The sequence below is a fragment of the Janthinobacterium sp. SUN033 genome (assembly GCF_030397595.1).
Classification (GTDB): Bacteria; Pseudomonadota; Gammaproteobacteria; order Burkholderiales; family Burkholderiaceae_D; genus Janthinobacterium; species Janthinobacterium kumbetense.
The window spans coordinates 248,839-262,285 of the sequence record NZ_JAPQNV010000004.1 but is presented as its reverse complement, the minus strand read 5'-3'; the positions used below and the strand labels follow the sequence as shown (position 1 = coordinate 262,285).

General features: G+C 61.5%; 13 protein-coding genes. 10 read left to right on the top strand and 3 right to left on the bottom strand.

Annotation, left to right across the window (positions count from 1 at the left end; genetic code table 11):
• Nucleotides 1–41: 41 nt before the first annotated feature.
• On the top strand, nucleotides 42–929 hold the full coding sequence (locus OX460_RS18270) for a hypothetical protein (protein ID WP_253192768.1): 888 nt from the start codon (nucleotides 42–44) through the stop codon (nucleotides 927–929).
• A 78-nt stretch (nucleotides 930–1,007) separates the two neighbouring features.
• On the opposite strand, the gene yihA is transcribed toward OX460_RS18270, so the two are convergent.
• Nucleotides 1,008–1,745: a ribosome biogenesis GTP-binding protein YihA/YsxC gene (gene yihA, locus OX460_RS18265; protein WP_077398853.1), complete on the bottom strand. Its 738-nt coding sequence runs from the start codon at nucleotides 1,743–1,745 to the stop codon at nucleotides 1,008–1,010.
• 186 nt (nucleotides 1,746–1,931) lie between these two features.
• Here yihA and OX460_RS18260 point away from each other — a divergent pair, with 186 nt between their 5' ends.
• From OX460_RS18260 to OX460_RS18240, 5 genes are all read left to right on the top strand, one after another.
• Entirely contained in the window at nucleotides 1,932–2,603 is a 672-nt protein-coding gene (locus tag OX460_RS18260) for a c-type cytochrome (RefSeq protein WP_077398855.1), read from the top strand.
• 184 nt (nucleotides 2,604–2,787) lie between these two features.
• Nucleotides 2,788–4,884: a cytochrome c biogenesis protein ResB gene (locus OX460_RS18255; protein ID WP_289899523.1), complete on the top strand. Its 2,097-nt coding sequence runs from the start codon at nucleotides 2,788–2,790 to the stop codon at nucleotides 4,882–4,884.
• A gap of 49 nt (nucleotides 4,885–4,933) precedes the next feature.
• Complete coding sequence (gene ccsB / locus OX460_RS18250; RefSeq protein WP_034753239.1) at nucleotides 4,934–6,085, top strand: c-type cytochrome biogenesis protein CcsB; 1,152 nt, start codon at nucleotides 4,934–4,936, stop codon at nucleotides 6,083–6,085.
• Nucleotides 6,086–6,275: 190 nt separating this feature from the next.
• On the top strand, nucleotides 6,276–7,253 hold the full coding sequence (gene msrP, locus OX460_RS18245) for a protein-methionine-sulfoxide reductase catalytic subunit MsrP (protein ID WP_289899522.1): 978 nt from the start codon (nucleotides 6,276–6,278) through the stop codon (nucleotides 7,251–7,253).
• Nucleotides 7,254–7,262: 9 nt separating this feature from the next.
• Nucleotides 7,263–7,916: a protein-methionine-sulfoxide reductase heme-binding subunit MsrQ gene (locus OX460_RS18240; protein ID WP_099665731.1), complete on the top strand. Its 654-nt coding sequence runs from the start codon at nucleotides 7,263–7,265 to the stop codon at nucleotides 7,914–7,916.
• Here OX460_RS18240 and OX460_RS18235 read toward each other — a convergent pair.
• The gene (locus OX460_RS18235) at nucleotides 7,913–8,095 is read right to left on the bottom strand and encodes a lipoprotein (RefSeq protein ID WP_143451401.1); all 183 of its coding nucleotides are present in this window, start codon (nucleotides 8,093–8,095) and stop codon (nucleotides 7,913–7,915) included. The two genes, OX460_RS18240 and OX460_RS18235, sit on opposite strands and share 4 nt — an antisense overlap.
• Nucleotides 8,096–8,135: 40 nt before the next feature.
• On the opposite strand from OX460_RS18235, the gene cyaY reads away from it, so the two are divergent.
• Nucleotides 8,136–8,465 carry an iron donor protein CyaY gene (gene cyaY, locus OX460_RS18230; protein ID WP_099665730.1) on the top strand — a complete coding sequence of 110 codons (330 nt, stop codon included), beginning with the start codon at nucleotides 8,136–8,138 and terminating at the stop codon, nucleotides 8,463–8,465.
• A 66-nt stretch (nucleotides 8,466–8,531) separates the two neighbouring features.
• On the opposite strand, the gene OX460_RS18225 is transcribed toward cyaY, so the two are convergent.
• Nucleotides 8,532–10,877, bottom strand: a complete 2,346-nt coding sequence (locus tag OX460_RS18225) for a penicillin-binding protein 1A (RefSeq protein ID WP_077398866.1) — start codon at nucleotides 10,875–10,877, stop codon at nucleotides 8,532–8,534.
• A gap of 302 nt (nucleotides 10,878–11,179) precedes the next feature.
• On the opposite strand from OX460_RS18225, the gene pilM reads away from it, so the two are divergent.
• Genes pilM through OX460_RS18210 form a run of 3 tightly spaced genes read left to right on the top strand, consistent with a single transcriptional unit; the run spans nucleotide 11,180 to nucleotide 13,404 of the window.
• Nucleotides 11,180–11,812: a pilus assembly protein PilM gene (gene pilM / locus OX460_RS18220; protein ID WP_180278642.1), complete on the top strand. Its 633-nt coding sequence runs from the start codon at nucleotides 11,180–11,182 to the stop codon at nucleotides 11,810–11,812.
• A complete protein-coding gene (locus OX460_RS18215) occupies nucleotides 11,809–12,357 on the top strand; it encodes a PilN domain-containing protein (protein WP_289899521.1) in 549 nt (182 codons plus the stop codon). Before pilM ends, OX460_RS18215 begins: the two co-directional genes overlap by 4 nt.
• A 15-nt stretch (nucleotides 12,358–12,372) precedes the next feature.
• Nucleotides 12,373–13,404: a pilus assembly protein PilP gene (locus OX460_RS18210; RefSeq protein ID WP_289899520.1), complete on the top strand. Its 1,032-nt coding sequence runs from the start codon at nucleotides 12,373–12,375 to the stop codon at nucleotides 13,402–13,404.
• Nucleotides 13,405–13,447 lie beyond the last annotated feature (43 nt).

Genomic DNA, 13,447 nt, shown 5'->3' with positions numbered 1-13,447 from the left:
CACAGAAAGCACGATTCATTTTGCATGACACGACCCATTTGATGGCTGCCGATTCCGATGTTTGCCCCACCTGCGGGCAAGTCATCCAGCCACCACCGGCCTACGGGTCCAGGACCAGCACCATGCGCAAGGTGGCGCTCGGCGTGTCCGTCTTGCTGCACGTGCTGCTGGCGGCGTATGTCTTGTTGCGTAGCGACAAGATCGAAAAGATCCCGCCGCCGAAGAAGGAAAGCGCGATGGTCTACATTGCGCCGCTGAAAGACAAGCCGCAGCCGAAGCCGCAACCGAAACCCACGCCGAAACCGAAGGACACGAAAGTGGCCAAGGTCAAACCGCCACCGGCGCCGAGCAAGCGCGTGGTCACGAAAGACGTGCCGCGCGACAAGCCGAAACTGGAAACCTTCACGCCGCCGCTGGTGTCGAAAGTGCCGTTGCCGCCGCCGCCCGCTGAAGACATGAGTTCGATGATCGAGCAGCGCCGCAAGCAGCGTCAGGCGCAAAATCCCGCGCCGCCGGCCGAGGAAAGCGAAAACGACCGCGCCATGCGCGTGGCCAAGGCGAATATCGCCGGCGCCCAGGGACGCAATTCCGGCAGCGACCGCGAGGATTCGGGCGGCGTGTTTTCCATCGTCAACCAGACCTCGTTCAGCGCGGAAGTCAAGTTCAAGGGCTGGAACGGCAACTTCAAGCGCAACTGGCTGAAGCAGGAAAAAGTGGAGCTGGGCAATGAGCCCGATATCGAAACGGCCATCCTGAAGAAGATGATCCAGCTGATCCGTGCCGAAAAACCGGGCGACTTCGTGTGGGAATCGCGCCGCCTGGGGCGTAACGTCAACCTCAGCGCCCGCGTAGAAGACACGGCCGAGCTGATGGCTTTCCTGCGCCAGGAATTCTTTTCCGAGAAACGGCCAGGGCCGGGACGGCGCTAGGCGCCCGTCAAACTGACGGCAATAAAAAAGGCTGCACCGTGTGAACGGGCAGCTTTTTTTACGCAGCGTTGATCTCGATCAAGCCGGTTTATCCGATTCCGGCTCGACGTCGTCTTCCATGTCGATCAATTCAACCATCTGGGCCGCGCCGTCTTCGCTGATGCCGGCCAGTTCCATGATCTTGTCATTGGCTTCGTCGATGCCGACTCTTTTCAGGGCCGAGAACAGTTGCACGGTGAACGGGAAGCCGACGCCGTCTTCATCCACATAGCTGTCGAGCTTGGCTTTCGCCTGGCGCAAGGCATTCACGGATTCATTCCGGTTCAGCTTATCGACCTTGGTCAGGATGCAGTGGATCGGTTTACCGGTCGGGGCGAACCATTCCAGCATTTGAATGTCCAGGTCGGTGAACGGGCGGCGCGAATCCATGATCAGGATCAAACCCGCCAATTGCTCGCGGCGCTGCACATAGTCGCCCAGCAGGCGCTGCCAGTGCAATTTGGCCGAGCCCGATACTTCCGCGTAGCCGTAGCCCGGCAAGTCGACCAGCAGGCATTCGATCTCTTCGACGATGGTGGCATCCTTGCGGTGCTGCGCCACGTGGGCGCCGCCGATGGAGAAGTAGTTGATATGCTGGGTACGGCCAGGTGTCTTGGAGGCGAACGCCAAGCCTTTCTGATTACACAAGATGTTGATGGCGGTCGATTTACCGGCATTGGAGCGGCCGGCAAAGGCGATTTCCGGCACCGTGGTATCGGGCAGGTCACGCAATTGGTTGACGGTCGTAAAGAAGCGGGCTTGCCAGAGTTTTGACATGGGAGTAGTAAAGCAACAAAAGGGAGCGATAAGGGAGCGATAACGCCAAGAAGCTATTGTACAATAAGGGGTTGTTTATTGTTGCCGGCGTAGCAGCGATGCGGCTTGCGGCCCTGAAAATAAAGCAAAAATCCACAGGGCTCGGCAATGTCCACCACTAATTTCTCACTGTCTCAGGGTGCCTGAATGAATCGTGCGTTTTCACCGTTTATCAAATCCATGCTGCTCGCATTGCTGGCTGTATCGGCAACTGCCTCCGCGGTCGAAGCAGCGAAACCGGCCGTCAAGGCCGACGCCGCCAAGGGCGCCACCCTGTACGCCGATGGCGATGCGGCGCGCGGCTTGCCTGCCTGCGTCTCCTGCCATGGCGCGGCCGGCAATTCGACCATCACGGTCAATCCGAAACTGGCCGGTCAGCACGAAAGCTATATCTACAAGCAATTGGTCGACTTCACCACGCCGGAACGCAGCCAGCCCGTCATGACGACGTACGCGAAGATGCTCAGCGACGCCGACAAGAAAAATATCGCCGCCTACCTGGGCGCGCAACTGTCCAAACCGGGTGCCGCGAAAAACAAGGATACGATCGACCTGGGCAAGAAAATCTACCGTGGTGGCATTGCTTCCAAGCAAGTTGCCGCCTGCGCCAGCTGTCATGGCGCGACGGGCAATGGCATTCCCGTCCAGTATCCGCGCATCGCCGGTCAGCACCAGGATTACACGGTGGCCCAGCTGACCATGTTCCGCAGCACCAAGGCTGATGCCCGCAAGAACAGCGCGCAAATGCATACCATCGCCGCCCGCATGTCGGATGACGAGATCGCCGCCGTTGCCGATTACATCGCCGGCCTGAAGTAAGTTTTCATAGTGGCAAGAGATTGCCAGGCGCACCAGCGCGCATGAACGAGGGCGGCCGTCTCAACAGGCTGCCCTTTTTTATGGCAGGGGCCAAACAGGAGTATGCTGCCGCCTTGCGCGGAGAAACTATCAGCTCCATGCCACATTTTCTTGAAGATTGCATATCCCGTATGAGTATCCACGTATGAGCACAGGCACGACCGGAATCGAGTTAAAGACCCAACGCCGCAGCCTGGCTGAATTCGTCGAGCTGGTCTCGTCGATGCGCTTTGCCATCAGCCTGCTGACCCTGATCGCCGTCGCCTCCATCATCGGCACCGTGCTCAAGCAAAACGAGCCCATGCCCAACTATGTCAACCAGTTCGGGCCGTTCTGGTTCACCGTTTTCGACAAGCTGAGCCTGTATTCCGTGTATTCGGCCTGGTGGTTCCTCGTGATCATGGGTTTCCTCGTCGCCTCGACCTCGCTGTGCATCGTGCGCAATGCGCCGAAGATGCTCAAGGACATGCGCAGCTGGCGCGACAATGTGCGCGAGCAATCGCTGCGCAATTTCCACCACAAGCTGGAATGGCAGGCGCCGCTGCCGCGCGCCGTGCTGGCGCAGCAGATGGTGATGCGCCTGAAAGACGCCGGCTACGGTGCCAAGGTGGTCGAGAAGGACAACGCCACCCTGGTGGCCGCCAAGCGGGGTGCCGCCAATAAATGGGGCTATATCTTTGCCCACGGCGCCATCGTCATCATCTGTGTGGGCGGCTTGCTCGACTCGGAAATGCCGATCCGCGTACAGCAATGGTTCTTTGGCAAGACGCCGTTTGCCGGCAGCGGCGTGATCGCCGACATCCCCGCCCAGCACCGCCTGAGCCTGTCGAACCCCACTTTCCGCGGCAATACCATGATCCCGGAAGGCTCGTCGAGCAACACGGCCATCATTCCCCAGGCCGATGGCGTGCTGATCCAGGATTTGCCCATCACGATCTTGTTGAAGAAATTCCACATCGATTTTTACAGCACGGGCATGCCGAAGCTGTTTGCCAGCGACGTGGTCGTCACCGACCATGCGACGGGGGAAAGTTTCCCAGCAACCATCAAAGTCAACCAGCCTCTGCTTTACAAGGGCCTGGCCCTGTACCAGTCCAGCTTTGAGGATGGTGGCAGCAAGCTCAAGTTGACGGGTTATCCGATGACGGGCAAGACGACGAAACGCTTCGATATCGGCGGCGAAGTGGGCGGCAGCACGCCGCTCGAGCGCAGCGATGGCAATTCCTACACGGTGGAATGGTCGGGTTTCCGTCCCTTCAACGTGGAAAACCTCAGCGCGGGCCAGGATGTGCGCGCCGTCAACAAGGCGGAAAGTTTTAACGATAAATTCGCCGTCGGCCTGGACAAGCGCCTCGGTTCCGCCGCGAAGAACGCGAACAACAAGGATCTCAAGAACGTGGGCCCCTCGGTGCAATACAAATTGCGCGACAAGACGGGCCAGGCGCGCGAGTACCAGAACTATATGCAGCCGGTCGCCGTGGATGGCACGACGGTGTTCCTGGCCGGCATGCGCGTCAACCCCAGCGATCCGTTCAGCTATCTGCGCATTCCCGCCGATGACAATTACAGCGTGAACGAATGGATGCGCTTGCGTGCCGCGCTGCAGGATCCCGCGCTGCGCCAGCAAGCCGCCACGCGCTATGCGGCGCGCGCCATGCCGCAGGCGGGCGCGGAAGCCTTGCGCAGCCAGTTGCAGGAATCGGCGGCGAAGAGCCTGGGCATCTTTGCCGGCAATGGGCAAGAGGGCGGTTTCCTCGCCATTTCACGTTTCCTGGAGAAAATTCCTGCCGCCGAGCAAGAAAAAGCGGCCGACATCTTCATGAAGATCTTGAATGGCAGCCTGTGGGACTTGTGGCAGGCGGCGCGCGCCCAGGATGGCTTGAAGGCCATCGAGGCCGATGACAAGCACGGCCGCTTCCTGCAGCTGGCCACGAATGCGCTGTCCGACAGCTTCTTCTATGGCGCGCCCGTGTATCTGCAACTCGACGACTTTACGGAAATCAAGGCGTCTGTGCTGCAAGTGACGCGTTCGCCAGGCAAGAGCGTCGTCTACCTCGGTTGCCTGTTCCTCGTGATCGGCGTATTTTCCATGTTTTATATCCGCGAGCGTCGCCTGTGGGTGTGGATCAAGGATGGCGAGGGCGGCAGCGAGGCCTTGATGGCCATGAGCACGCAACGCAAGACCCTGGATTTTGAAAAAGAATTTGAGAACTTGAAGGCAAAGCTGCCGCAATCGGCGTAAGCTGCGCTGTGTCCGGGACGCTTGCGCGTCGCCGGGAATGGAGAAAATGATGGAATTGGCAAACAAGCAAATATATACGCAGGAACCGGGATTTTTCAAGCGCCTGAGCCTGATCGATTGGTTGTACGGCGCCGGCTTGCTGGCAGCCTCCCTGTTCGGCCTGATGCGCTTTGGCGCCTTCATGGATATCTATGAAAAAGCCATCTTGCTGGCCGCGGCGCCCACGTTCGCGTGGCTGGGCTGGTACTGGAAGCCCGTGCGCTGGCTGATCCCCGTGGCAGCCGTGCTGTCGCTGTTCGCCATCGAGCTGTACGCCGGCCACCTGGAGATGGCGAATCAGAAATTCTTCCTGAAATACATTTTGTCGAGCCAGTCCGCCATCCTGTGGATGGGCACCCTGTTCGTGCTGTCGACCCTGTTCTACTGGATCGGCCTGGTGGCGCGCTCGGAATTCGGCTCGTCCGTCGGCTCCCTGCTGTGCTGGGCCGGCGTGGTGCTGGGCCTGACGGGCATGCTGGTGCGCTGGTACGAGTCTTACCTGATCGGCGCCGACGTGGGCCATATTCCCGTGTCGAACCTGTATGAAGTGTTCATCCTGTTTTCCTTGATCACGGCCATGTTCTACCTGTATTACGAGCAGCATTACGCGACGCGCCAGTTGGGCGCCTTCGTCATGCTGGTCATTTCGGCGGCCGTCGTGTTCCTGATGTGGTACACGGTCACGCGCGACGCGGCCGAAATCCAGCCGCTGGTGCCGGCCCTGCAAAGCTGGTGGATGAAGATCCACGTGCCGGCCAACTTCATCGGCTACGGTACCTTCGCCCTGTCGGCCATGGTGGCGGCGGCTTACCTGCTCAAATCGAGCGGCTACCTGGTCGACCGCCTGCCGTCGCTGGAAGTGCTCGACGACGTGATGTACAAGGCCATTTCCGTGGGCTTCGCTTTCTTCACGGTAGCGACCATCCTGGGCGCCCTGTGGGCGGCCGAAGCGTGGGGCGGCTACTGGTCGTGGGACCCGAAAGAAACGTGGGCGCTGATCGTCTGGCTCAACTATGCAGCCTGGCTGCACATGCGCCTGATGACAGGCTTGCGCGGCCGCGTCGCCTCGTGGTGGGCGCTGGTGGGCTTGCTGGTGACGACGTTTGCGTTTTTGGGCGTGAACATGTTCCTTTCCGGCCTCCATTCTTACGGGAAATTGTAAAAGTGCCCGAGAAAAAGCCCATGGCGGCGTTGCCTTGCCTGGTCGTACTATGCGTACTGCCTGCGGCAAGGCGCCTTGCCCTGAACTTTTTTCGGACACTTTAGTAACGATTTTTTCATGACAGAAGCGTCATGAACGGCCCGGGAAAACTGGTGTAAGGTACAAATAATCACCTTTTCCCGGAGCCGCCATGTTGATCAAGCGCAGTCCCAACGGCATTGAGTTGCCGTATTCTTCCGAAATCACGCCGCGCGCCGTGTTTGAATCGCGCCGCAGTTTCATCAAGCAAGTGGCGCTGGGCACGATTTCCAGCGCGGCCTTGCTGGAAATGGCCAGCCGCGAAGCCTTCGCGCAAGGCACCAATCCCAAGCTGGCTGCCAAACTGAATCCCGCCTATTCGGCGCTGGAAAAACAGACGGCCTATAAAGACGCCACCAGCTACAACAATTTCTACGAATTCGGCACGGACAAGAGCGATCCGGCGCAAAACGCGGGCACCCTGCGCCCGCGTCCGTGGACGGTCAGCATCGAAGGCGAAGTCAAGAAACCCATGACCCTGGACCTGGACGCGCTGCTGAAGCTGGCGCCGCTGGAAGAGCGCGTCTACCGGCTGCGCTGCGTGGAAGGCTGGTCGATGGTCATTCCGTGGGTCGGTTATTCCTTCTCGGAAATCATCAAGAAGGTCGAACCGACGGGCAATGCCAAGTATGTGGAATTCATCACCCTGGCCGACAAGAAACAGATGCCGGGCGTGGGCAGCCGCGTGCTGCAATGGCCGTATACGGAAGGTTTGCGCATCGACGAGGCGAACCATCCGCTGGCACTGCTGACCCTGGGCATGTACGGGGAAACCTTGCCGAACCAGAATGGCGCGCCCGTGCGTATGGTGTTGCCGTGGAAATATGGTTTCAAGTCAGCCAAATCCATCGTCAAGATCCGTTTCGTCAAGGAACAGCCGCGCACGTCCTGGAACCTGTCGGCGCCGTCCGAATATGGTTTTTACTCGAATGTGAACCCGAACGTCGATCATCCGCGCTGGTCGCAGGCTTCCGAGCGGCGCATCGGCGAAGACGGTTTTCTCACGCGCAAGCGCAAGACCCTGATGTTCAATGGCTACAACGATGTCGCTTCGTTGTACGCGGGCATGGACCTGAAGAAGTTCTTTTAAGGAAAGACCATGGCCCTCAACCCCACGCCGAGACAATTGTCGCTATTCAAAAGCCTGATCTTCTTGCTGGCGCTGCTGCCGTTTGCCCGCATGGTCTGGCTGACGTACACGGGGCAACTGGTGGAGCCGCTGGAATTCATCACGCGCGGCACGGGCGACTGGACCCTGTATTTCTTGTGCATCAGCCTGGCGGTCACGCCCTTGCGGCGCTTCACGCAATGGAATTGGCTGATCAAGCTGCGGCGCATGCTGGGCTTGTTCGCGTTTTTCTACGCGGCATTGCACTTCACCACCTTTTTATGGTTCGATCACTTTTTTGATGTGCAGGAAATGTGGAAGGATGTACTCAAGCGGCCGTTCATCACCGTGGGTTTCATCGCTTTCGTACTGCTGATTCCGCTGGCCGTGACGAGCACGAACGGCATGGTGAAACGCCTGGGGGGCAAGCGCTGGCAGTGGCTGCACCGCTTGATCTACATCATCGCGCCGCTGGGCATCCTGCACTTCTGGTGGATGAAGGCGGGCAAGCACAATTTCGCGCAACCGATACTGTTCGGCTCCATCGTCGCGCTACTGCTGCTAATTCGCGTGTATTTCGCCTGGAGCAAGCGAGAAAAGAGCGCCAGGGCGGCCAAGGCAGCCACCCCGGTGCGTGCCGTTTAGGCGGCTGGCACGATGACCGGTGGCGGCGGCACGGGCGCCGGTTCGACCGGACCTTTTGCCGGCGCACCCTTGGCCGCTGGCGGCTTGGGCAGGTACAGGGGGCCGGGCTGGCCGCAGCCGGCCAGGACGCTAGAAACCACAATGGCGGTGCCGATATAAAACGCTGAGGATGACTTCACGATTAGAATCACGGTTTGATTAAGATCTTTGGAGTGTAGCATGAGCGAATCGGAATTCCTGGCCCTGGCCGAAGCCACCCTGACCCAGATCGAGGCGGCGCTGGACCGGCTGAACGATGAAGACGTGCTCGACGTCGAATGCAGCCGCAGCGGCAATGTGCTGGAAATCGAATTCATCGATAACGGCACGAAAATCATCGTCAACAGCCAGGCCCCCATGCGCGAGATGTGGGTGGCGGCCCGTTCCGGCGGTTTCCACTACAAGCGCGTGGACGACGAATGGCGCAACACGCGCGATGGCTCGGAACTGTTTGCGGCCCTGTCGGCCATGGCCAGTGAGCAGGCAGGCACGGCAGTCGTATTGAAGTAATTGTCTTAGCCGTGCGTAATAAAAAAGGGCAGCCTCTTCAGGCTGCCCTTTTTGCATCAAACGATCTTAAAACAGTTCGTTCTTGACGGCTTCTTTCGCCTTTTCTTCCTCCGGCGTGCCGCGCGCCGCGCCTTCCAGGCTGCCTACGCCCGTACCCGGTGGATTTTCCGCATAGTAATATTCGTCGCCCACGTGGATCAGGCCTTCCGGCACGGCGCGTTCCTCGACGGGAATGCTTTTCAGGGCTTTCGCCATGTAGCTGATCCAGATCGGCAAGGCCAGACCGCCGCCCGTTTCCCGGTTGCCCAGGTTGCGCGGCTGGTCGTAGCCGATCCAGGCGATGCCCACCAGCTTGGCCTGGTAGCCGGCGAACCAGGCGTCGATGGAATCGTTGGTCGTGCCCGTCTTGCCGGCCAGATCGGGGCGCTTCAAGGCCATGGCCTTGTTTGCTGTGCCGAAGCGCACGACGTCGTTGAGCATGCTGTTCATCATGAAGGCATTGCGCTCGTCAATGACGCGGTTGGCTTCCTCGCCCGCCAGGTCCGGCTTGGCTTGCGACAAGACATTGCCGTCGCTATCGGTCACCTTGGCGATCAGGTACGGGTTGATCTTGTAGCCGCCATTGGCGAACACGGCATACGCGCCCGCCATCTGCAGCGGCGTCACGTTGCCGGCGCCCAGGGCCAGGGTCAGGTAGGGCGGGTTCTTGTCCGCGTCAAAGCCGAAGCGCGTCGCGTATTCCTGGCCATACTTGGCGCCGATCTTGTGCAGGATGCGGATGGAAATCATGTTCTTCGATTTCATCAGACCCTTGCGCATGGTCATCGGACCATCGTATTTGCTGTCGTAGTTCTTCGGTTCCCACGCCTGGCCGCCCGTCTGGCCCGCGTCGAATGAAATCGGCGCATCGTTGATGATGGTCGCCGGCGACAGGCCCCGTTCCAGCGACGCGGAGTAGATGAAGGGCTTGAAGGCCGAACCGGGCTGGCGCCACGCCTGCGTGACGTGGTTGAACTTGTTGCGGTTGTAATCGAAGCCGCCCACCATGGCGCGGATGGCGCCGTCCGTGGTGCTGGCCGAGACGAACGCCGATTGCACTTCCGGCATCTGCGTCAAGACCCAGGTATTGCCTTCCTGCATGACGCGGATCACGGCGCCGCGCTTGATGCGGCGGTTCGGCGCCGCTTTTTCCGACAGCCAGGCCGCGCCGAAGGTCAGGCCGGGGCCGGTAATCGTGATTTCCTCGCCGGCCGAGGTGACGGCCTGCAAGGATTTGGGCGACGCTTGCAGCACCATGGCGGCGATGATGTCGTCGCTGTCCGGATGGTCGGCCAGTTCCGTCTCGATCGCGTCATCGGCTTCGGCCTTGGTTTTTGGAATCTCGATATACGCTTCCGGGCCACGGTAGCCGTGGCGTTTCTCGTAATCCATCACGCCCTTGCGCAAGGCGATGTAGGCGGCGTCCTGGTCGGCCTTGGTGATGGTGGTGTAGACGTTCAGGCCGCGCGTATAGGTATCTTCCTTGAATTGCTCGTAGACCAGCTGGCGCGCCATTTCCGACACGTATTCCGCATGCACGCCGAAGGCGCTGCTGTCGGTTTTCACTTTCAGCTCTTCATTTTTCGCTTCTTCGTACTGCGCCGGCGTGATGTAGCCCAGCTGGGCCATGCGTTGCAGGATGTATTGCTGGCGCATGCGCGCGCGTTTCGGATTGACGACGGGGTTGTAGGCCGACGGCGCCTTCGGCAAGCCGGCCAGCATGGCCGCTTCCGCCACGGTGAGATCCTGGATATTCTTGCCGAAATAGATTTGCGCGGCCGAGGCGAAGCCGTAGGCACGCTGTCCCAGATAAATCTGGTTCATATACACTTCGAGGATCTGGTCCTTGCTGAGGTTTTTCTCGATCTTCCAGGCCAGCAAGACTTCATACGCCTTGCGTTTCAGGGTCTGTTCGCTGGACAGGAAGAAATTGCGCGCCACCTGCTGCGTGATGGTCGAGGCGCCTTGCTTGGCGCCGCCCGTCAGGTTGTGCAGGGCCGCACGCGTGATGCCCAGGTAATCGACGCCGCCATGCTCATAGAAGCGGTCATCCTCGATGGCCAGCACGGCTTTCTTCATGACATCGGGAATATCCTTGATGTGCACCATGTTGCGCCGTTCCTCGCCGAACTCGCCGATCAGCACACTGTCGGACGTGAACACGCGCAGCGGCATCTTTGGCTTGTAATCGGTCAAGGTATCGAGCGCCGGCAGGTTCGGATACGCCATGGCCAGGCCAAAGACCACCAGCAAGACGCCGACGATGCCCAGGCCCAGCAGCGATACCAGGGCCATCAGCAGGAAACGTTTGGGTTTGCTGCCCTTGGTGGGCGGCTTCGAGCCAGCGGGGCCAGCGGATTTTGAAGATGTCATGCGTCGTATGTCTTTCGGTTAATTATGCCGGCCAATTATAAGCGAGCTTGCCGGGGTGGCAGCGCGCCGTGGCGCTTGCCGGGGGAGAGTGTTGAAACTTGCCGATACTCTATATAAGCGTGTATTGGCCCGCTGGCAACCAGGATTTGGTAACAATTATTCTGCGCCAGATCACGGCTTGGCCAGATAGGCGTCGCGCGCCGCAGACTCCGGCCTGAAATCCATTTACAAGCCGGCGCCGCCGGGACTAGGCTGTCGGATGGCAGGAACCTCTTCCACGCTGACGTTTCTCTATGAAAAACATGTCCATCAGCAATTTTCTTGGCATCGGCTTGCTGGGCGTCGACATCGCGGACGATGCCGTGCGCGTGGTCGAGTTGAGGCGCCGGCGGGGAAGACTGTCGTGCCGGCATTGCGGCGCCGCCGCGCTCACGCCCGGCGTGATACTGGAAGGCAATGTCGAGGACACGGAGGGCCTGGCCGATGCCTTGCGCCAGGCCCACCGCGACAGTGGCAGCGCCTGCACGCGGGTGGCGCTGGCCATGCCGGCCACGGCCCTGATCACGCATGCGATCCGCCTGCCCGCCGGATTGCCGGAGGAACAGCTGGAAATCCTCGTGGAACTGGAAGCGGCCCAATACATGCCGTTTGCGCTGGAAGACGCCAGCCTGGATTTTTTCATACTCGGCCCCGCGCCGCCGCTGGCTGGCGCAACAGGCAAGGAGGTCGACGTGCTGCTGGTGGCGGCGCGGCGCGCCAGCGTACAGCGCCGTCTCGATGCGGCCACGGCGGCGGGCTTGCAGGCCGTCGTCATGGATAGCGAGGCAATGGCCATGCAGGCGGCGCTCGCGCAGGGTGGTTGGCAAGCCCTGCCCGACGGTGGCGTGGCCTACCAGCTGGCCTGGGGCCTGGCCCTGCACAGGTACGCCCGATGACGGTCCGGGCGCAAGTGCAGCGCATCAACCTGTTGCCGTATCGCCCCGCGGCACGGCGCAGGCGTATTCAGTTGCTGCTGTGGCAACTGGCGGGCGGGGCGCTGCTGGGACTGTTGTTGGCCCTGGCGACGGGCGCCTGGCTGCGGTACCAGCTCGACGCGCAACTGCGCCGCCAGGAGGGTTGGCGCAGTGCTATGCAGCAAGTCGATGCCGTGCTTGTCGCGGGTCAGCGGGTGCAGGGCGAGACGGCGGCGCTGCTGCTGCGCCAGCAAGCCATGGGCAGTTTGCAACAGCAACGCAATGCCTGGGTGCGCATGCTGGACGCGCTGGCGCGGGCGATGCCGGCTGGCGTGGCCTTGCACAGTGTGCGCCAGGAAACAGCGATGGTGCGCTTGCAGGGGCAGGCTGCATCGCAGGACAAGGTCGCGGCATTGCTGCTGGGGCTAGAACAGGCGGCGCCCTGGTCCCGGCCGGAATTGGTGGAAGTGCGCGGCGCGGCCGATGGCGCCGTGGAATGGACGGTACGGCTGGCTTTGGCACCCTAGTCCTGGAGGTTGATCATGCTGAGCTTGAAGATCGCGTCGCTGTGGCCGCTATCCGCGCGCCTCGCTTGCGCCGCCCTGGCCGCGACGCTGGCGGCGGCCCTGCTGCACCTTGCGTGGCTGGATGGACTGTTTACGGCCATGCAGGCGGGGCAAGGCGAGGAGGTCCGCTTGCGCGCCGCTTATCAGTCGGCGCAAGCCAGGGCGCAGCAGTTGCCGCATTGGCGCGCACAGCAACGCCAGGCCGGCGCCGAGCTGGCCTTGCTGGAACAGCAACTACCCGACCAGCAGGCGATGGCGCTGCTGTTGACGCAGATCAATGCCGCAGGGCAGTCGCGCGGGTTGCAATTTTCCCTGTTCAAGCCCGGTGCGGCCCAGCCGCAAGCGCCGTATGTCGCCTTGCCGATCGCCATACAGTTGCGCGGCGGCTACCACGCCATGGGCGCGCTGCTGGCGGACCTGGCACGCTTGCCGCGCATCGTCACGGTGCATGGGCTGGCCTTGACCCTCGGCAAGGATCGCTTGCTGACCCTCGATGCCGTGCTGCACGCGTATCGCTTGCCCGCAGCGGCGGAGCGGGCAGCACAAGCCGCCTTGGCGCCCAAGGCGGGCGCATCCGTTGCCGCATGGCGTCCGCTTGCCGCTGTCGCGCCACAGCCGTACGCGGCCGCCGCCCTGGCCGATCCTTTTGGCGCCTTGCCGCCGGCCGGCGCGTCGGGGCAGCGGGGCGCCGTGGCGGGGCCGGACCCGCGGCGCGTGCGCGAACCGCTGGAAAGCGTGGCCTTGCCGGCCATCAGCATGGTCGGCAGCGTGCAACAGGACGGGCGCCTGAGCGCGCTGCTGCTGGCGGGCCAGCGCGTGTACCGGGTGACGGTGGGCCAGTATCTGGGGCAAGACCACGGCGTGGTGACGGATATCAGTGAACAGGCGCTGCAGTACCGTGAACTGCTGCGCGAGGCGGATGGCCCCTGGCGCGAGCGGCGCGGCAGCCTGGCCTTGCAGGCGGCGGGGGCGGCTGCGAAGGCCAGCCTGCCCGAGGCGGCGCCATGAGGCCGCGCCGCGTGCTGCTGGCCGCCATGCTGTGTCTGCATGC